Annotated in this window: 15 protein-coding genes; 7 read left to right on the top strand and 8 right to left on the bottom strand. The window is 69.2% G+C overall.

Features of this window, described 5'->3' with window-relative positions:
• Positions 1 to 2: 2 nt before the first annotated feature.
• The 6 genes from yidC (at position 3) to IE244_RS21470 (ending at position 6,122) form a co-directional block, all read left to right on the top strand.
• Positions 3 to 1,298: a membrane protein insertase YidC gene (gene yidC / locus IE244_RS21495; RefSeq protein WP_191875168.1), complete on the top strand. Its 1,296-nt coding sequence runs from the start codon at positions 3 to 5 to the stop codon at positions 1,296 to 1,298.
• Positions 1,299 to 1,313: 15 nt separating this feature from the next.
• Positions 1,314 to 1,826 carry a Jag family protein gene (locus IE244_RS21490; protein ID WP_031164336.1) on the top strand — a complete coding sequence of 171 codons (513 nt, stop codon included), beginning with the start codon at positions 1,314 to 1,316 and terminating at the stop codon, positions 1,824 to 1,826.
• 117 nt (positions 1,827 to 1,943) lie between these two features.
• On the top strand, positions 1,944 to 2,660 hold the full coding sequence (rsmG, locus tag IE244_RS21485) for a 16S rRNA (guanine(527)-N(7))-methyltransferase RsmG (protein WP_031164338.1): 717 nt from the start codon (positions 1,944 to 1,946) through the stop codon (positions 2,658 to 2,660).
• Between the two features lie 340 nt (positions 2,661 to 3,000).
• Positions 3,001 to 4,074: a ParA family protein gene (locus IE244_RS21480; protein WP_191875296.1), complete on the top strand. Its 1,074-nt coding sequence runs from the start codon at positions 3,001 to 3,003 to the stop codon at positions 4,072 to 4,074.
• On the top strand, positions 4,071 to 5,171 hold the full coding sequence (locus IE244_RS21475) for a ParB/RepB/Spo0J family partition protein (RefSeq protein WP_191875167.1): 1,101 nt from the start codon (positions 4,071 to 4,073) through the stop codon (positions 5,169 to 5,171). The genes IE244_RS21480 and IE244_RS21475 overlap by 4 nt, the downstream gene beginning before the upstream one ends.
• 333 nt (positions 5,172 to 5,504) lie before the next feature.
• Entirely contained in the window at positions 5,505 to 6,122 is a 618-nt protein-coding gene (locus IE244_RS21470; RefSeq protein ID WP_191875166.1) for a GNAT family N-acetyltransferase, read from the top strand.
• 52 nt (positions 6,123 to 6,174) lie between these two features.
• Here the strand turns inward: IE244_RS21470 and trxA are convergent, their stop codons facing one another.
• The 7 genes from trxA to IE244_RS21435 all read right to left on the bottom strand — a co-directional run bounded on the left by trxA (position 6,175) and on the right by IE244_RS21435 (position 16,023).
• Positions 6,175 to 6,504: a thioredoxin gene (trxA, locus tag IE244_RS21465; RefSeq protein ID WP_191875165.1), complete on the bottom strand. Its 330-nt coding sequence runs from the start codon at positions 6,502 to 6,504 to the stop codon at positions 6,175 to 6,177.
• Between the two features lie 49 nt (positions 6,505 to 6,553).
• A complete protein-coding gene (trxB, locus tag IE244_RS21460) occupies positions 6,554 to 7,525 on the bottom strand; it encodes a thioredoxin-disulfide reductase (RefSeq protein WP_031164347.1) in 972 nt (323 codons plus the stop codon).
• A gap of 153 nt (positions 7,526 to 7,678) precedes the next feature.
• Positions 7,679 to 8,620: an RsmA family anti-sigma factor gene (locus IE244_RS21455; RefSeq protein ID WP_191875164.1), complete on the bottom strand. Its 942-nt coding sequence runs from the start codon at positions 8,618 to 8,620 to the stop codon at positions 7,679 to 7,681.
• Positions 8,617 to 9,342: an RNA polymerase sigma factor SigM gene (gene sigM, locus IE244_RS21450; RefSeq protein WP_191875163.1), complete on the bottom strand. Its 726-nt coding sequence runs from the start codon at positions 9,340 to 9,342 to the stop codon at positions 8,617 to 8,619. The genes IE244_RS21455 and sigM overlap by 4 nt, the downstream gene beginning before the upstream one ends.
• A 26-nt stretch (positions 9,343 to 9,368) precedes the next feature.
• Positions 9,369 to 11,087 carry a protein kinase family protein gene (locus tag IE244_RS21445; protein WP_191875162.1) on the bottom strand — a complete coding sequence of 573 codons (1,719 nt, stop codon included), beginning with the start codon at positions 11,085 to 11,087 and terminating at the stop codon, positions 9,369 to 9,371.
• Between the two features lie 118 nt (positions 11,088 to 11,205).
• Positions 11,206 to 13,596 (bottom strand): murein biosynthesis integral membrane protein MurJ, encoded by a 2,391-nt coding sequence (murJ, locus tag IE244_RS21440; RefSeq protein ID WP_191875161.1) that lies wholly within the window; start codon positions 13,594 to 13,596, stop codon positions 11,206 to 11,208.
• Between the two features lie 45 nt (positions 13,597 to 13,641).
• Positions 13,642 to 16,023 (bottom strand): DUF6049 family protein, encoded by a 2,382-nt coding sequence (locus IE244_RS21435; RefSeq protein WP_191875160.1) that lies wholly within the window; start codon positions 16,021 to 16,023, stop codon positions 13,642 to 13,644.
• A 278-nt stretch (positions 16,024 to 16,301) separates the two neighbouring features.
• On the opposite strand from IE244_RS21435, the gene IE244_RS21430 reads away from it, so the two are divergent.
• On the top strand, positions 16,302 to 17,744 hold the full coding sequence (locus IE244_RS21430) for a CCA tRNA nucleotidyltransferase (protein WP_191875159.1): 1,443 nt from the start codon (positions 16,302 to 16,304) through the stop codon (positions 17,742 to 17,744).
• Positions 17,745 to 17,865: 121 nt separating this feature from the next.
• Here the strand turns inward: IE244_RS21430 and IE244_RS21425 are convergent, their stop codons facing one another.
• On the bottom strand, positions 17,866 to 19,128 hold the full coding sequence (locus tag IE244_RS21425; protein WP_191875158.1) for an MFS transporter: 1,263 nt from the start codon (positions 19,126 to 19,128) through the stop codon (positions 17,866 to 17,868).
• Between the last annotated feature and the right edge of the window lie 40 nt (positions 19,129 to 19,168).

Below are 19,168 nucleotides of genomic sequence, written 5' to 3'. Positions count from 1 at the left end.
TAGTGGACACGATTGCCAGCCTCTTCAGTTTCATCACCTGGCCCGTCTCCTGGGTCATCGTCCAGTTCCACAAGGTGTACGGCGCGATCTTCGGCCCTAACACCGGATGGGCCTGGGGCCTGTCCATCGTGTCTCTGGTGATCCTGATCCGCATCTGCCTGATCCCGCTCTTCGTGAAGCAGATCAAGTCGACACGCGCGATGCAGACGCTCCAGCCGGAGATGAAGAAGATCCAGGAGCGCTACAAGAACGACCGGCAGCGTCAGTCCGAAGAGATGATGAAGCTGTACAAGGAGACGGGTACCAACCCGCTCTCCTCGTGCCTTCCCATCCTGGCGCAGTCCCCGTTCTTCTTCGCCCTGTATCACGTGCTCAACGGCATCGCGACGGGCAAGACGATCGGCGTCATCAACGAGCAGCTGCTCGACAGCGCCCGTAAGGCGCACATCTTTGGCGCCCCGCTCGCTGCGAAGTTCATGGACAGCTCGGACAAGGTCGCGGCGCTCGGCGCCTCGCTGACCGACGTCCGGGTCGTGACCGCGGTCATGATCGTCCTGATGTCGTTCTCGCAGTTCTACACGCAGCGCCAGCTGATGACGAAGAACGTCGACACGACGGTCAAGACGCCGTTCATGCAGCAGCAGAAGATGCTGATGTACGTCTTCCCGGTCATGTTCGCCGTCTTCGGTATCAACTTCCCGGTCGGTGTCCTCGTCTACTGGCTGACCACCAACGTGTGGACCATGGGCCAGCAGATGTACGTCATCCGCAACAACCCGACTCCGGGTTCCAAGGCCCAGGCCGCCTACCTGGAGCGCCTGACCAAGCACGTCACGCACCACGGCAAGGTCCGCCGGCGGAGCGAGAAGACCATCGTCAAGGCGATCGTCGCCAAGGGCCGTGACCGTAACGAGTTCGAGCGCAAGTTCATCAACGCCCTGAACAAGGCCGGTCTCGCCGCCCAGGCCGACGGCAGCGTGCTGAAGAGTGTGGCCCAGGCCGAGGCGCAGACCGCGGACGGTGTGGAGACCACCTCGGAGGCCGGCACCGCTGCTGGCGCCGCGGCGCGGCGCCAGCAGCCCAAGCGCCAGTCCAAGTCGCAGCGTCAGTCCGGTGGGCCCAAGCAGGCGGGCGGGACCACCTCGTCCACCTCGCTGGAGAAGTCCGACGAGCCCGAGGACGCCAAGCCTGCCGCTGCCCAGCAGGCCTCGAAGCCCGGCTCCGGCACCCGCAGCAAGGCCCAGTCCGGCCAGCGCAAGGGTGGCCCGCAGCGGCCCAAGTCCCCGTCCAAGAAGTAAGAAGGAGCCCATCCCGTGACGGAAGGCACCACCTCCGCCGCTGCCGAGGGTGCAGACACCCTCACCCGCCTGGAGCAGGAGGGCGAGATCGCGGCGGACTACCTGGAGGGTCTGCTGGACATCGCCGACCTCGACGGCGACATCGACATGGACGTCGAGGCCGACCGCGCCTCCGTGTCGATCATCAGCGACACCGGCGGCCGTGATCTGCAGAAGCTGGTCGGCCGGGACGGCGAGGTGCTGGAGGCGCTGCAGGAGCTGACGCGCCTGGCGGTGCACCGGGAGACCGGCGACCGCAGTCGGCTGATGCTGGACATCGCGGGTTACCGGGCGAAGAAGCGGGCCGAGCTCTCCGAGATCGGCGCCAAGGCCGCCGCCGAGGTCAAGAGCACCGGCGAGCCCGTGAAGCTCAAGCCGATGTCCCCGTTCGAGCGCAAGGTCGTGCATGACGCGGTCAAGGCCGCGGGGCTGCGCAGCGAGTCCGAGGGCGAGGAGCCTCAGCGGTTCGTCGTCGTGCTGCCCGCCTGATCGGCCCCCACGTTCCACCGGCCCCGTCTGTTGAGCAGACGGGGCCGAACTTTGTCAGCCTGGTAGTTCTGGTGGCCGGTGCGCGAAGCGCCGGCGCTGTACGGAAGGACGGTCCCCGTGACGGAGGCAGCGGAGCTTCCCCCCGCGCCCGAACAGGCGCGGGAAGTGTTTGGTGATCGCTTCGCCGATGCGGTCCGCTACGCGGAGCTGCTCGCCGAGGCGGGCGTGCAGCGCGGCCTGATCGGCCCGCGGGAAGTGCCCCGCCTGTGGGAGCGGCATCTGCTGAACTGCGCGGTGCTCTCCGAGGCCGTTCCCGAGGGAGTGACGGTCTGTGATGTCGGCTCCGGCGCCGGACTGCCCGGCATCCCGCTTGCCCTGGTCCGGGAGGACCTGAACATCACCCTGCTGGAGCCGCTGCTGCGACGCACCAACTTCCTCACCGAGGTCGTCGAGCTGCTCGGTCTGAACCACGTCACGGTGGTGCGGGGTCGCGCCGAGGAGGTGCTGGGGAAGTTGCCACCGGTCCATGTGGTGACCGCCCGTGCCGTCGCCCCGCTGGACCGTCTGGCTACCTGGGGTATCCCGCTGCTGCGTCCCTACGGCGAGATGCTCGCGCTCAAGGGGGACACCGCCGAGGAGGAGCTGAAGGCCGCGGCCACGGCACTCAGCAAGCTCGGCGCGGTGGAGACATCCATCCTGCATGTGGGCGAGGGAGTGGTGGACCCGCTGTCCACGGTCGTCCGGGTCGAGGTCGGTGAGAGCCCCGGTGGTGTGCGGTTCGCGGCGAAGCGGGCGAAGGCGGCCCGTGCCGGCCGCGTCCGTCGGCGCCGCTGATATGGGGGCGCCCATGCGGACGAGCGTGGGCACCCCTGATCCGTCCTGACGACGAGACGTACTCCACACAAGCTGCCAAACCTACGCAGGCCGGAGTGTCGCGAAGATTCGGTCGTCGCGGCTGTGCATCGTGTTTCACGTGAAACGTCGCTCACTGTTGCACGGCATCATCAGTCGCGGCCGGGCTGCGGCCGAACCTCGCGACCGCAAGCCCCTCGGTTCCCTGGAGGAGGAATCTGTCTCCCGGGGCGCTCCACCCCTCTCCAGAGGTACGGAGTTGTCCACAGAGGTGGATTTCTCCACAGAACACCAGGCCTCACTGGTTCACGACCCCGAAGACATGGGAGGCTCTGTTCATTGCGAGCCTGAAGTCGAGGAGAGTGAATCCTTGCGGTCCGACGCCAACATCGCGGGACCGATGACCGATCCGGTCCCCGGTCCCCGTACCGAGTCGATGGGGGCGGATGTTTCACGTGAAACACCGCCTCCGATGGACGACACTCCCATCGGTCGTGCGGCCCAACTGGCGGTAGAGGCTCTCGGCCGCGCCGGCGAAGGTCTGCCGCGACCGGAGCAGACCCGAGTCATCGTGGTCGCCAACCAGAAGGGCGGCGTGGGCAAGACGACGACAACCGTCAACCTTGCCGCTTCGCTGGCTCTGCACGGCGGTCGCGTCCTGGTGATCGACCTCGACCCGCAGGGCAACGCGTCCACCGCCCTGGGGATCGACCACCACGCGGACGTGCCTTCCATCTACGACGTGTTGGTGGAGAGCAAGCCGCTCGCCGAGGTCGTCCAGCCGGTCCCCGACGTGGAGGGTCTCTTCTGCGCTCCGGCCACCATCGACCTGGCCGGTGCCGAGATCGAGTTGGTCTCCCTGGTGGCCCGGGAGAGCCGGCTGCAGCGCGCGATCCAGGCGTACGAACAGCCGCTGGACTACGTCCTCATCGACTGCCCGCCCTCGCTCGGCCTGTTGACGGTCAACGCGTTGGTGGCAGGCCAGGAGGTCCTCATCCCGATCCAGTGCGAGTACTACGCACTTGAGGGACTGGGTCAGCTGCTGCGCAATGTCGACCTGGTGCGGGGGCACCTCAACCCCACGCTGCATGTGTCGACCATCCTGCTCACCATGTACGACGGCCGGACGCGTCTCGCCTCCCAGGTCGCGGAAGAGGTGCGCACCCACTTCGGCGACGAGGTGCTGCGGACGAGCATTCCCCGCTCGGTCCGTATCTCCGAGGCGCCGAGTTACGGGCAGACGGTGCTGACTTACGATCCTGGATCGAGCGGTGCCCTCTCGTATCTTGAGGCGGCCCGAGAAATCGCGCTGAAGGGCGTTGGCGTCGGCTACGACGCGAGCCAGGCCCACGTCGGCGCCCAGAACGACCCGAGCATGGTGGAGGGGATCCAGTGAGTGAGCGACGGAGGGGGCTGGGCCGTGGGCTCGGCGCACTGATCCCCGCAGCCCCGACCGAGAAGAACCCGGCACCGGGCGCGCTGGGAGGCGGAGCCTCCACCTCCCCGGCAGCGGTTCCGGTCCTGACGACCGACCGCGGGGTGGCCGCGGCAAAGGTGGCCACGCTGGCGCCTGTTTCACATGAAACCGAGGCGTCACCGGCGAGCCCGGTCACCGAGATGCCGGCCCCTCCGGTGGGCGCGCACTTCGCCGAGATCCCTCTCGACGCGATCTCGCCCAACCCCCGCCAGCCGCGTGACATCTTCGACGAGGACGCGCTCCACGAGCTGGTCACCTCCATCAAGGAGGTCGGTCTCCTGCAGCCCGTCGTGGTACGGCAGCTGGGGCCCGCTCGCTATGAGCTGATCATGGGTGAGCGCCGCTGGCGTGCCTGCCGCGAGGCCGGCCTGGAGGCCATTCCGGCGATCGTCCGAGCCACCGAGGACGAGAAGCTCCTCCTGGACGCGCTGCTGGAGAACCTGCACCGCGCGCAGCTGAACCCGCTGGAGGAGGCGGCTGCCTATGACCAGCTGCTGAAGGACTTCAACTGCACGCACGACCAGCTGGCCGACCGGATCGGGCGTTCCCGACCGCAGGTCTCCAACACCCTGCGTCTGCTGAAGCTCTCGCCGACGGTCCAGAAGCGGGTCGCCGCCGGAGTCCTCTCCGCCGGTCATGCCAGGGCCCTGCTGTCCGTGACAGACCCCGAGGAGCAGGACCGGCTGGCTCACCGGATCGTGGCCGAGGGGCTGTCCGTGCGAGCCGTCGAGGAGATCGTGACCCTCATGGGCTCGCGGCCCCAGAAGCCTCAGCGCCCCAAGGGCCCGCGTGCCGGCTCCCGGCTGTCCCCGGCACTGAATGAGCTGGCGACCCGTCTGTCGGACCGGTTCGAGACCCGGGTGAAGGTCGACCTCGGTCAGAAGAAGGGCAAGATCACTGTCGAGTTCGCCTCAGTGGACGATCTGCAGCGGATCCTGAGCACCCTCGCACCGGGCGAGCGGCCGGTGTTGCAGCAGGATCTGCAGGAGAACGAGACGGAAGACCAGGACGACTGATCGGCAGCCAGGCGGTCCAGCCTGACTCGGTCGTACAGGGAGCGGGTCGTGTCCGGTGTGTACCGGAACACGGCTCGCTCTTTGCTTTGAGACGGTATCGAGCGAATCACATCGTGGATACGATGCGATCGGGTATGGCACATCCACGGGGGCAGCATCTGCATCTCTGAGTGGGGAGACAGGGGCCATGCGATCGATGAGCCGCACCGGACTGGTGAGCGCGGGCCTGGGCCTTGGAGCGGTCGGCGGGTTCGTCGGCAGCCTGCTCAAGGAACGGAGCGCTCTGACAGCCGCTCGTGATGCGGCGGGCGAAGGAAGCGAGGAACAGCCTTCATGGGGCGTCGGCTCGTGCCGCTCACGCTGGACAACCTTCAGGACCTTCCCTCCCGCTGTCGCTCGTGTGTCTTCTGGGAGCTGGACCCCGTCAGCGGTGAAGCGGCGATAAAGGCGGGCACCTCCGCGTCGGAGAAGGAGGCCTGGATCTCCGCCGTCCTGCTGGACTGGGGGTCGTGCGGCCGCGTGGTGTACGTCGACGACGTGCCGGTGGGGTTTGTGCTCTACGCCCCTCCTGCTTATGTCCCGCGCTCGACGGCCTTCCCCACGAGTCCCGTCTCGCCGGACGCCGTGCAGTTGATCACGGCGTTCGTCATGCCCGGATATCAGGGGCAGGGACTGGGCCGGGTCCTGGTGCAGACGGTGGCCAAGGATCTGCTGCGCCGAGGCTTCAAGGCCATCGAGGCCTTCGGTGACGCCCGCTGGAAGGAACCCGCCTGTCTGCTGCCGGCGGACCATCTTCTGGCCGTGGGTTTCAAGACGGTGCGACAGCACCCCGCACACCCCCGGCTGCGACTGGAACTGCGCTCGACGCTCTCCTGGAAGGAAGACGTGGAGATGGCGCTCGACAGGCTTCTCGGAGCGGTACAGAAGGAGCCGGCGCTGCGACCGCTCTAAAGCGAATGGGCCAACCCGATCGGGTTGGCCCATTCGTGTTTCACGTGAAACGTCACTCGGCGATGAACTCTTCGAGGTCGCGCACGATCGCGGCCTTCGGCTTCGCGCCGACGATCGTCTTGGCGACCTCGCCACCCTGGTAGACGTTCAGCGTCGGGATGGACATGACGCCGTACTTGGCGGCCGTACCCGGGTTCTCGTCGATGTTCAGCTTGACGACCTCGATCTTGTCACCGTACTCGGTGGCGATCGCTTCCAGGGACGGGGCGATCTGGCGGCACGGACCGCACCAGGCGGCCCAGAAGTCCACCAGGACGGGCTTGTCGTTCTTGAGGACGTCCTGCTCGAAGGTGTCGTCGGTCACGTTCTTCAGGTCGGCCACGGCGGGCTCCTTCACTTGATCGTGCGGTGGGGGCAGGGGGAGGGGAAGGTCAGACGGCCGCGCTCTTCTCGGGCTCCGCCTTGTCCTCGTCCGCGAGGGCGGAGAGGAAGCGCTCGGCGTCGAGAGCGGCGGAGCAGCCGGTGCCGGCCGCGGTGATCGCCTGACGGTAGGTGTGGTCGACCACGTCACCGGCGGCGAAGACACCGGTCACATTGGTGCGGGTGGACGGAGAGGCGACCTTCAGGTAGCCCTCCTCGTCCAGGTCCAGCTGGCCCTTGAACAGCTCGGTACGCGGGTCGTGACCGATCGCGATGAACAGACCGGTCACGGGCAGCTCCGACAGCTCGCCGGTCTTGACGTTGCGCAGCTTCAGGCCGGAGAGCTTCTGTTCGCCCTGGATCTCGGCGACCTCGCTGTCCCACACGAACTTGATCTTCGGGTCGCCGAAGGCACGCTCCTGCATCGCCTTGGAGGCGCGCAGGGTGTCCCGGCGGTGCACGATCGTCACGGACTTGGCGAAACGCGAGAGGAAGGTGGCCTCCTCCATCGCGGTGTCGCCACCGCCGATCACGGCGATGTCCTGGTCCTTGAAGAAGAACCCGTCACAGGTCGCACACCAGGAGACGCCGCGTCCGGAGAGGGCGTCCTCGTTCGGCAGGCCCAGCTTGCGGTGCTGGGAGCCGGTGGTGACGATGACGGCCTTCGCCTGGTGGACCGTGCCGGCGGTGTCGGTGACGGTCTTGATCTCACCGCTCAGGTCGACCGAGACGATGTCGTCCGGGACCAGCTCGGCACCGAAGCGCTCGGCCTGCGCCCGCATGTTGTCCATGAGGTCGGGGCCCATGATGCCGTCGCGGAAGCCCGGGAAGTTCTCGACCTCGGTGGTGTTCATCAACGCGCCACCGGCGGTGACGGCGCCCTCGAACACCAGGGGCTTCAGCGATGCACGCGCGGTGTAGAGCGCCGCCGTGTAGCCTGCGGGCCCGGAGCCGATGATGATCACGTTACGGACGTCGCTCACGGCTTGTTTCCTCGTCTCTGGTCTGCGTCAGTCGACCGGTGGGAGCGCCTTTCGGAGCTCTCACCCCACCCAACGGATCCTACGGGGCGCGCATTCCCGCTGTGTCGGGGCACACGCATGCGTCGGGGCAACGGACGGAACGGTCCAGCAGACTCAGGAGCGGGAGAAGGAGTGTTGCAGCAGCACCGTGCCGACGGTGCCGGGCTGCTGCCGGATGCAGGCCTGATCGACGATGTAGGCCGTGACGTGAGCACCGTCGGCGTCGGGCACCACGACGAGATAGGCGGACTTCCCCTCATACGTTCCGGTCTTGGCGGCCAGGACCTCCTCACCCCGGTGGAGCGCGGCCCGGACGCAGTCCGGGACGGCGACGTCCGGCTGGAGGAGGGTGTTCGCACTCTGGGTCGAGTCGGGAGTGTTCTGCCCGGACTTGAGGCCTGGACGAGGATGGCCGCTCTCGGAACCCTGCTGTGACTTCTTGGTGGCCAGCAGGTCCTTCACCTGGCTCTGGACACTCGCACCGGAGAAGGACTCGACGGAAGGCGTCGGCTGTCCGTGGGCGGTGGGGTTGTCGGAGGAATGATCGCCGAGCGACCCCAGCACCAGCGAACCGGCTCCGAGGACGGCTGCGGTGAGAACAGCCCCGAGGACCACGCGGGTCCGGCGCCGACCTCGCGTACGTCCCTTGCGTCCCGGGCCGGTCGCCGCTTGCGGGCGTCCCGCGGGCCGGTCCGAGGGAGGCGACGTTTCACGTGAAACATGCCCCTCGACGTCCCCACCGCTCTCGTGGTCCGGTCCGGTCTCCCGGGGGACCCAGGCGTTGAGCGGGCCAGGAGCGGAGGCGCTGAGCAGTGCTTCGGCGGCGAGAGCGGCATCGATCCGGCCAGCCACGTCGGCCGGCATGCGCTCCGCTTCCGATACCGATCCCAGGAGTCCCCGGATCTCCTCCAGCGAGGCATGCACGTCCGCGCACAGCTCACAGGCCTCCAGATGACGCCGCACGTCTGCGCTGCGGTCCAGGGGGAGAAGGCCCTCGGTGAGGTCCGAGATCTCCGCGACGTCCGGGTGCCCGGCCGTGTCTGTCGTGGAAGTCACGCTCGCCCACCTCCGCCCTTCACTACGGCTGAATCGCTCGGTCCCGCGTTCTCGGGGCTCTGGCTCGCAGACCCCGTTGCAGGTGGGACGGATGTCCCCTCCACCCGGTTCCGTCCCGCACCGGGTTCTTTTCCGCTTGCGAAACCCTCGGGCCGTAGATGAGCCAGCAGCGGCAGCAGCCGCGCTCTCCCCCGGGCGCACCGGCTCTTCACGGTGCCCGTCGGCACATCAAGGATGCGGGCGGCCTCGGCCACGGGATAGCCCTGCATGTCCACGAGGACCAGGGCGGCCCGCTGGTCGTGCGGGAGAGTGCCGAGCGCTTCGAAAAGCTGGCGCTGCACATCGCTGCGCTCGGCCGGAGCCGAGGCCGACTCGTGCGGCTCCAGCAGGTGCTCCAGCCGCTCGGTGTCGTCGACCGGTGAGGTCTTCCGTGAAGCCGCCTTACGGGCGCGGTCCAGGCAGGCGTTCACCGTGATCCGGTGCAGCCACGTTGTGACAGCCGACTGGCCCCGGAAGGTATGGGCGGCCCGGTAGGCCGACACCAGGGCGTCCTGGACAGCGTCGGCAGCCTCCTCACGCTCCCCCAGCGTGCGCAGAGCGACCGCCCAGAGCCGATCCCGATGTCGCCGAACGATCTCGCCGAAGGCGTCGGGATCACCTTTCACATGGCGGGCGAGCAACTCCTTGTCGCTCACTCCGTCGTATCCGGCGCCCTCCGCCATCTGCCCCCTCCGGTCCGGGTGAGACGTCAGCCCGTGAACTTCACTTCGCCGATTGCCTGCTTCCAGCCGGGGCTGGCGTACAGGGTGGAGTCATACCCCGAGTTCGGCACGGCCGTCAGCCAGACGAGAACGTACTGCGTCTTGACCGACTTGGTGACGTTCACCGTAGCGGTGGTGCCCCTGGTCGTGACGGTGCCGATCTTCGTCATGGAATCCAGCGACACCGGCGTCAGCGAGTCCGCAGCGTACAGCTCGACCGTCGTGTGGTCGCCCCCGTAGCGCAGGTCGAGGATGGCGGTGCTGAGCTTCTTCGCCGAGCCGAGGTCGTACACGATGCCGACGCCCGGCTTGTACGGCGCGATCGTCGGACCCTCGTCGAAGCTCTTGGTCTTCCAGTACGTCGACGGGTTGCCGTCGTAGGTCTTGGGTTCGGCGCCGGCGTTCTGCGTGGGGCCCGAGGCGGAGAACTCCTGGCTGTTCTGGATCTTTATGGGTTGTGGCTTCGGCTTCGCGGCGCCCTTGTCACCGTCGTCCGTCGTCTGGTTCTTCTTGGTGTCGTCGGACTTGCCGCCCTGGCCCATCAGGGCGTCCGCCAGCTGCCAGCTGCCCAGGCCGAGGGCGGCGATGAGGAGGGCCGACACGGCCCACTTCAGGGCCTTACCGGTGCGGCTCTGCAGCGGGGGCGGCGGGGGCGCGATCGGCTGGGTGGCGCCCAGGGGCGCCGGGCGGCCGTAGGTGCCCTGCTGGTAGGTCGTGCGCTGGTACTCGGGCGGGGCCGTGAACGCCGGCTCCGGCGGGCGGATGCGCGGCATCTCGCCGATCGCCTTCACCAGCTCTTCGGGCGTGGTGCACGGGGATTCGTGGCGGGATGCGGTGGCCCCGTCGTTGGCGAGTGCGCGCATGGCCAGTTCCGACAGGCCCCGGTGGATACCGGCCCGCACCTGGTCCGGTGCGATCAGGCCGACGCCCTTGGGGAGGCCGGACAGACCGTATGCATCGCTCTCGTACGGCCAGCGCTGGGTCAGCGCGGCGTACAGCAGGGCGCCGATCGCCTCGGTGTCCGTGCGCTGCGGGGTGTCGGAGCTGACGCCGCGCAGTGCGGCGTTCACGGCGAGGCCCCGGATACGCCACTGGCCGGTCGATGCGCGCAGCACGGCGTTCGGGTTCAGCCGCAGATGGGCGAGGCCCTCGCGATGCGCGGCGGCCATGGCGGAGGCGACCTGACTGACCATCTGGTAGGCGTCGTGCGGCTCCATCGGGCCGGTCGCGAGGAGCGTGGTCAGCTCGGTGGCGTCGGGCAGCCACTCGTGCACGACATAGACGAGATCGTTCTCCTCGACGGCGTCCAGGACCTGGACGAAGCGCGGATCACCGAGCAGCGCCGAGGAACGGGAAGCAGCCAGGACGGAACGGGCCCGCGCGTGGTCCGCGGGAAGTACGTGCACGCCGACGGCACGACGGAGTTTCTCGTCGACCGCACGCCAACTGCTGAATCCGTCCAGACGGGTGACGCACTCCTCCAGCCGGTAGCGTCTGGCGAGCTTGTGTCCGCTGTGCAGTTCGGGAGCCGATGCCTTCTTTCCGGGGCCCTCGGTCCCGCCGCCCCCCTGTGCCTCGTCGCTCTCCGTGTCCCGCTCCGGGTTCTTGGCCACCCCGTCGGCCGTGGACTGGTCCGCCTTGGCGGTCAGCGGCTGCTCACCGCTGTTGTCTGCCACGTCGACGGCAGCCGTGCTCCGTTCCGCCACCGTCGTCCCTGCCTCCCCATCCGTTGCACGCTGTCCGACGCCGAAACCAATTGTGCCCACAGTCCGCCGCTATGCACGACACACGGCGGCGGACGATGGTTGTGCACCTACCCCCGCCTCAACGGCCCAGACGTCCGCGGACCATGCCCACGAGCGAGTTCAGTTCCTCGATCCGCATCCGGCGTGCGGCGACGAAGAAGACGCCGAGCAGGACGGCGCCGCCGGCGATCAGCGCGGCGAAGGACCCGATGACACCCTGCCCGAGAGTGTGCCCGATGCCGTAGCAGGCCGCGCCGCTGAGCAGGGCCGCAGGCACGGAGGCGATGCACAGACGCGCGTACGTCCGCAGCACCCGGGCACCGTCCAGATCGCCGTCCAGCCGCTTGCGCAGCCGTCGCCAGGCGACGCCCACGCCGATCGCGTAGGCGAGGCCGTACGCGGCGGCCATGCCGGCGACCGCCCAGCGGGGCGGCAGCAGGAAGTAGCAGAGCGCCGACGCGCCCGCGTTCACCACAGCGACGATGACGGTGTTGTAGAAGGGGGTGCGGGTGTCCTCGTACGCGTAGAAGGCGCGCAGGACGACGTACTGCACCGAGTACGGGATCAGGCCGAGGCCGAAGGCCATCAGCATGTAGCCCATGTTGGTGGCCTCGCCGGTGCCCGAGGAACCGAAGATCAGCGTGCACATCGGGATGCCGAGCGCGAGGAACCCGAAGGCGATCGGGACGATGGCGACGGCCGTGGTCCGCAGGCCCTGGGAGATGTCGTCGCGCACCGCGCCGCCGTCGCCCTCGGCGGCCGAGCGCGAGATGCGCGGCAGCAGAGCGGCCATCAGCGACACCGTGATGATGGCCTGCGGCAGGCCCCAGATCAGCTGCGCGTTGGCGTAGGCGGCGAAGCCGGTGCCGGCGACGCCGGCGTCCTTGCCGGCCGCTGTGGACAGCTGGGTGACGATCATGGCGCCGGCCTGGTTGGCGAGCACGAACAGGACCGTCCACTTGGCGAGCATCGCGGCCTTGCCCAGGCCGTGGCCCCTCCAGTCGAACCGCAGCCGGATCCGGAAGCCCGTCTCGCGCAGGTAGGGGATCATCGCCAGGGCCTGGACGACCAGGCCCAGCAGCACCCCGACGCCGAGCAGGCGCTGGCCCTCCGCCGGGATGTTCGTGACCGTCATGTGGGAGTTCGCGGCGGAGCCGTAGACCCAGATGAACATGCCGAGCGTCACGATGATGACGATGTTGTTCAGGACCGGTGTCCACATCATCGCGCCGAACTTCCCGCGCGCGTTGAGGATCTGGCCCATCACCACATGGATGCCCATGAAGAAGATCGAGGGCAGGAAGTAGCGGGTGAAGGTGACCGCCACGTCGTTGGCCGCGGGGTTGGTGGCGACCGGGTTGGACAGCATGCGCACCAGCAGCGGTGCCGCGAACATCGCCAGACCGGTCAGCGCGGCCAGGGCCACCATCACCAGGGTCAGCAGACGGTTGGCGAAGGCCTCGCCACCGTCGTCGTCCTCCTTCATCGCCCGTACCAGCTGCGGTACGAAGACGGAGTTGAGGCCACCGCCGACGGTGAGGATGTAGATCATCGTCGGCAGCTGGTAGGCGACCTGGAAGGAGTCTCCGAGGAAGCCGAGGCCGAGCGCCGAGACGATCAGTGCCGAGCGGACGAAACCGGTGAGGCGGGAGACCATCGTGCCCGCCGCCATCACGGCACTGGACTTCAGCAGCCCGGCGGCCTTGCCGCCCTTCTTCGCGGGCGCGGCGGGAGCCGCGGTGGTCGTGGAAGCCGTGGAAGCCGCTGCCGCCACGGGCGCCGCGTCCTGGGGGGGACCGGCGGGGCCGGGGGCCGGGGCCGGGGCGGGTACGGGCGGCTGCGCGGGGTCCACCGGGGCGGCCGGGTAGGACGCCTCGGGGTAGAGGTTGCCCTGCTGGGCGCCCTGGGCGTGCGCCGCCGGATGCGGGCCGGTGGGGCCGTACCCGGCGCCCGGAGCGGGGACCGGGGCGGAGAAGCCCGGTGGGCCCGTGGGTGCCTGTCCGCCGCCGCTGTGCTGCTGGTCCTTGAAGAGGTGCGCGAAGACGTCCGGCTCGTGGTACTCCTCGCCCGAGTGGGTGACCAGGTCGTCGACGCCCACGAACTGGGTCGTGCGCGGATCGTCGCCGTAGGGCATGTGCGGGGCCGGGCGGTCCGGCTCCGGTGCCGGCGTCTGCGCCCATACCCGCGGGTCGGGCGCGTACGGCGACTGGGCGGGCGGGCCGTACAGCGGCTGCTGCTGGTCATAGCTGCCCGGTGGGGGCGGCGGGTGCGCGGCGCGGTCGTAGAGCGCCTCGGCGACCGGGTCCTGGGCAGCCAGGTCGTGCGCCCGGTAGGGGTCCTGGTCGTAGGCGTCCTGGAGGTACATGTCCGCCGCTTGCTGCGGGGGTACCTGACCGGGCTCGGGCGGCGTCCCGGGGTAGCCCGAGCCGGCCGCGGCCTGGCCGCGATCACCGTCATACGGCGCGTTCATGCTTACCCCACCTCATCGTCCCTGGCTCACCGGCCACGACATCGCTCAACGGTCCACTCTCTCACCCGTCCCGGACGGGTCGGTGCTTTCCGGTGCGGTGTCCGGCGCAGGGTCACTCGGGTGCTCCGGGTCGTCTGCCCCGCCGGAGGACCCGGATTCCTCCGGCTTCTGCGGGAGACGATCCGCCGGCGCGTCGGGGTTCCCGGGGGCGTCGGTGGGCTCCTCCGCCGTCCCGGGGCCGTCCTCCTCCGCCTGGCGGGCCGCGGCGCGCTTGCGCTGGGTGTACATCCGGAAGCCGGCGAGGACGAGGAGGAGCACACCGCCGCCGATGACCAGCATCACGGTGGGCGTGATCTCGGTGACCTTCACGTCGAAGCTGACGGCGTCGCCGTACTTCACGCCGTCCTCGGTGTACAGCTGGGCGACCACCGTGACGCGGCCGTTCGCATTGGCCGAGGTGGTGAACTTCACGGACTGGCTGTGCCCGCCGGAGATCTCGACCCGCTGCTCGGAGTAGGCCTTCCCGCCGATCTTCAAGCGGGTCGGCATGCTCGAGGTGAGACGCAGGACCAGATGCCCGACGGGCTGCACCAGGTTGTTCTGGACGGTCACGGGGATGGTGGCGCTGCGGCCGGAGAGCTTGGTCTCCGACTTCTGGATCAGCTTGACCTGGTCGCTCAGGTGGTCGAGCCAGCCCTCGACGCCGTTCCGGAAGCTCTCCGCCTCCGCGCCCCTGCCCTGCCACGACGTGGCCATCTCACGGTTTATGGCCCGCCCGAACGGGGTCACGACGCGGGACTGGTGGGAGAGGATCACCTGGAAGCTGTCGAGCTTGTCCTGGGTGCGCGCGACCTGCTCGAAGGCCGCCCGCGGCAGCTCCCGCGAGCGCAGCGAAGAGGGATAGGCGGATTCCGACGGGATGCGCGTGGTGGCATTCGCGTCGGGCTTGTCCTTGGCCGCCGTGCCGAGGTCCTGGGACTGGGACCAGTTCCCGCCCTGGAGCGCCTTGAGCGCCGCCGCCATCGCCTGGGCCTGGCTCGCTGTGGGCATGCGCTGCGGAGTGACGACGATGCTGCGCTGCTTGTCCGTCTGCGCGTTCAGCTCAAGGCTCTGGGCCAGGAACGCCTGCACGGCGAGGGTGGCGGAATCCGCCTTCGTCAGATCCCCCTCGAAGGCCGTGGACAGCCGGGCGTCGGCCACCACCGCGGTGGTGCCACCGCCGACCGGCCGGGCGGCGGAAGGGGTGTACGACAGCCCGGCCGTCTCCTGGAGGCTGTCGCTGCGGGCGAGCACGCGGTCGGCCCCGGCGGACGTCGCGACCTTCATGATCGCCGGGTCCACGGCACCCTCCACCGGCCAGGCGAAGTCGGTGCTCGGTGTGACATGGAGCACGGTGTTCACGGTGATGGCGGCGACGTCGGTGGCGTCCTTGAGGTGGCTGAGCGAGCCGGTGACGCTGGTGCCGTTGTGCGCGAGGGACGCCAGGTCCGGATCACCGAAGGGGAGCGCGACGACCTCCTTGCCCGCCACCGCCTTCTGCAGGTTCGCCAGCCACTGCTTGGCGATCGCCTGGTGATCGCGCGGGCCGGGCGTGGTGGCGTCCCCGTCGCCCGGCAGCCGGTAGTTTCCGGTCGCCATGGCGTCCACCGAGGCCAGCAGGTCCGGGTCGATCACCCAGGTGACGTCGAGGTCCTTGCCCAGGTCCACCATCTGGGCCAGCCGGCCGCCGGGCGCCAGCTCCTTGGCCAAGTCGTCGTTGAGGAACACCGGCGTCTGCAGCTCGCCGGCGCCCGTCTTGGCCGTCATGTGGACCGTCGAGAGCAGCGGCCACAGGAACGTCGTCCTGGTCTTGGTGTCAGCCTCGGACGGCTGCCACGGCAGGAACGTCCGCTGGGCGCCGAGCACCCGGTCCCAGGGCTGCGCAGCGGTCTGGCCGGAGAGCAGGACACCGAACTCGTAGACACCGTCGTCGCCGAGGTCGAGCTTGTTCACGGGGACCGAGATGCTGAAGTGCTCGGCGATGCCCGGGGACAGCGTGGCGAACTTCTCCTCGTACTTGCCGCCGACCTCGGAACCGGTGCCGCCCTGCACCTCGTCGGGGTGCTGGGCGACGGCGTCGATCGCCGAGCGGGTGTTCAGCAGCGGGCCCACCCGCAGACCCACGTGGGCGCCGCTGACCGGCTGCTTGCCGTTGTTGGTCACCGTGCCCGACACGGTCAGCGTGTCCCCGTCCGTGGGGGCGTTCGGGGTGAGCGAGTCCAGGGAGACGGACACGGTGTCCGAGGAGGCGGCCTGGGCGGGCGCCGCGGCGGGCAGCTGCAGCAGCCCGGCCAGCAGGGGCGCCCCCGCGAGCAGCGCGCCGGTGCGCCGCAGCCACCGGCGGGCAGGTGAGGCACTGGTCCCCTGGAAGTCTGCCGCCTCGGCCACGCGCTCGCCCGTCCCTCGTCGTCGTCAGTGGTCGTCGGAATGTGCGTCCACGCATGGTAACGATGCGCGCTGAGGGGAAGTGCCGCGGTCTCCTTCACAAGATCGAAGAACTCCCGTGGCCCGTCCCCTATATCCAGTATCGAGGGCAGAGCTCCCGAACGTCGCGAGAGCCGTGCTTGCGGTGGGTATGCCGGGAGCCGATCGCAGCCCCTGTCGGGGCCGTCCCCGGAGGAAATGGAGGGCGCCCCTGGTCGCCGGGGCACGTACCCTCTTCTGTTGTGCCGAACCCCAACGAAGACACTCCCTCTGCCCTGAGTCAGGCGCAGCAGCGCGCGGTCGCCGAGCTGCTGCGGGTGGCGCCCGTCGCCGACGATCTCGCCCGCCGATTCCAGGAGGCCGGCTTCTCGCTCGCCCTGGTCGGTGGATCGGTGCGCGATGCGCTGCTCGGCCGGCTCGGCAACGACCTGGACTTCACGACCGACGCCCGCCCCGAGGACGTCCTGAAGATCGTCCGTCCCTGGGCGGACGCGGTCTGGGAGGTCGGCATCGCCTTCGGCACCGTCGGCGCGCACAAGGACGGCTACCAGATCGAGGTCACCACCTACCGGTCGGAGGCCTACGACCGCACCTCACGCAAGCCCGAGGTGTCGTACGGCGACTCCATCGAGGAGGATCTGGTTCGCCGGGACTTCACGGTCAACGCGATGGCCGTCGCGCTGCCCGAGAAGGAGTTCATCGACCCGCACGGCGGCCTGGAGGACCTCGCGGATCGGGTGCTGCGGACGCCGGGTACGCCGGAGGATTCCTTCTCGGACGACCCCCTGCGGATGATGCGTGCCGCGCGGTTCGCCGCCCAGCTGGACTTCACGGTCGCCCCCGAGGTCGTCACCGCGATGACCGAGATGGCCGGACGTCTTGAGATCGTCTCCGCGGAGCGGGTCCGGGACGAGCTGAACAAGCTGATCCTCTCCGCGTACCCGCGCAAGGGGCTGTCCCTGCTCGTGGACACGGGGCTGGCGGCCCATGTGCTGCCGGAGCTGCCGGCGCTGCGCCTGGAGCGGGACGAGCACCACCGGCACAAGGACGTCTACGACCACACACTGATCGTCCTGGAGCAGGCGATCGCCCTGGAGCAGGACGGTCCCGATCTCACCCTCCGGCTGGCCGCACTGCTGCACGACATCGGCAAACCGCGCACGCGCCGCTTCGAGAAGGACGGCCGGGTCTCGTTCCACCACCACGAGGTGGTCGGCGCGAAGATGACCAAGAAGCGCATGCTCGCCTTGAAGTACTCCAACGAGCTGGTGAAGGACGTCTCCCGGCTGGTCGAACTTCATCTGCGTTTCCACGGCTACGGCACCGGAGAGTGGACGGACTCGGCGGTGCGGCGTTACGTCCGTGATGCGGGCCCGCTGCTGGATCGCCTGCACAAGCTGACCCGCTCGGACTGCACCACCCGCAACAAGCGGAAGGCAGCCGCGCTGTCCCGGGCCTACGACGGCCTGGAGGAGCGCATCGCCCAGCTGCAGGAGCAGGAGGAACTGGACGCCATCCGCCCGGATCTCGACGGCAACCAGATCATGGAGATCCTGGGTGTCGGTCCCGGCCCGGTCATCGGCGAGGCGTACAAGCACCTGCTGGAGCTGCGTCTGGAGAACGGCCCGATGGAGCACGACGCGGCTGTGGCGGCTCTCAAGGACTGGTGGGCCGAGAAGAGCTGATCTCTGCTCGGCCGGGCTCGGTGATGTTTCACGTGAAACAGCCCGCCCCGGACGGAGAGCAACCGCAAGGGGCGGTGTTTCACGTGAAACATCGCCCCTCACCGTTTCCCGGGCCTCCGCCTCAGCGGCGCCCGAAGCGCGTCAAGGCCGCCGCCACCCCGGCGTAGAGCACGGCGACCAAGGCCACCAGAAGTGTCGAGCGACCGTCTGGCGGCAGCATCAGGGCCGCCACTCCGGCCGCACCCACGAAGGCCACGTTGAAGAGCACGTCGTACATGGAGAAGATCCGCCCGCGGAATGCGTCGTCGACGCAGGACTGGACGACGGTGTCCGTGGCGATCTTGGCTCCCTGGGTGATCAGGCCCAGGACGAAGGCGGCGATCAGGAGGGGACCTGCGGCGAAGGGGAGGCCGAGGGCGGGCTCCAGGACGGCGGCGGCACCGGAGCACACCGCGATCCAGCGTCGTGGGCCGAGGTGGCCCGCTGCCCACGGCGTCACCACGGCCGCCGCGAAGAACCCCGCCCCGGAGAGCGCCAGTGCGAGCCCGAGCAGCCGTAGTCCCTCCTCCGGCGTCGTGGAGAGGGCGTACCGGCACAGCATGAGCAGGAGGACGAGCAGCGCGCCGTAGCAGAAGCGCATCAGGGTCATCGCGGCCAGCGCCCAAGCGGCCTCCCTGCGCTGTGGTGCGGCCAGATGGCGGACAGCCGCGATGAGGTCGCGTGCCGTGTCGGCGAGGGCGGTGGCCATGCGCGGCCGTTTCGGCTGCCGGTCGGGGCCGAGGAGCGCGGGCGCCACGGTGAGAGCGGTGAGGCCGGCGCACAGATAGAGGAACGCGCCGAGAAGTACCACCGCGGCGTCGGAGCCCGATGCCACGAGCCGGACGGCAAAGGCCAGACCGCCGCCTGCGGTCGCGGCGAGTGTTCCGGCCGTCGGGGACAGGGAATTGGCGAGCACCAGACGCTCGGTGTCCACCACTCGGGGCAGGGACGCGGACAGTCCGGCGAGGACGAAGCGGTTGACCGCCGTGATGCACAGCGCGGAGGCGTAGAACAGCCAGTCCGGTACCCGGCCGATGATCAGCACGGCGGTGAGCGCGGCCAGCAGGGCGCGCAGGAGATTGCCGTACACGAAGACCTGTCGGCGCCTCCAGCGGTCCAGCAGGACGCCGGCGAACGGGCCGACCAGTGAATAGGGGAGCAGCAGGACCGCCATCGCGGAGGCGATGGCGGTGGCCGAGGTCTGCTTCTCCGGGGAGAAGACGACGTACGCGGCGAGCGCGACCTGGTAGACGCCGTCGGCGCCCTGGGACAGGAGGCGGATGTACAGCAGACGTCGGAAGTACCGCAGGCGCAACAGGACGCGCAGGTCACGGACGACGGGCATGGGGCACAGCCTCACACATGCGGAAGGTCCCCAGGTCCGT

The sequence above is a fragment of the Streptomyces filipinensis genome, assembly GCF_014649495.1.
In the GTDB taxonomy this organism is placed as follows: Bacteria; Actinomycetota; Actinomycetes; order Streptomycetales; family Streptomycetaceae; genus Streptomyces; species Streptomyces filipinensis.
This window is presented reverse-complemented; position numbering and strand designations above follow the sequence as displayed.

What these genes read in the sequence shown, in the direction of transcription:
- murJ (WP_191875161.1), bottom strand. Translation starts at nt 13,596, where the DNA reads ATGAACGCGCCGTATGACGGTGATCGCGGCCAGGCCGCGGCCGGCTCG.
- IE244_RS21425 (WP_191875158.1), bottom strand. Translation starts at nt 19,128, where the DNA reads ATGCCCGTCGTCCGTGACCTGCGCGTCCTGTTGCGCCTGCGGTACTTC.
- sigM (WP_191875163.1), bottom strand. Translation starts at nt 9,342, where the DNA reads ATGGCGGAGGGCGCCGGATACGACGGAGTGAGCGACAAGGAGTTGCTC.
- IE244_RS21470 (WP_191875166.1), top strand. Translation starts at nt 5,505, where the DNA reads ATGGGGCGTCGGCTCGTGCCGCTCACGCTGGACAACCTTCAGGACCTT.
- IE244_RS21480 (WP_191875296.1), top strand. Translation starts at nt 3,001, where the DNA reads ATGGGAGGCTCTGTTCATTGCGAGCCTGAAGTCGAGGAGAGTGAATCC.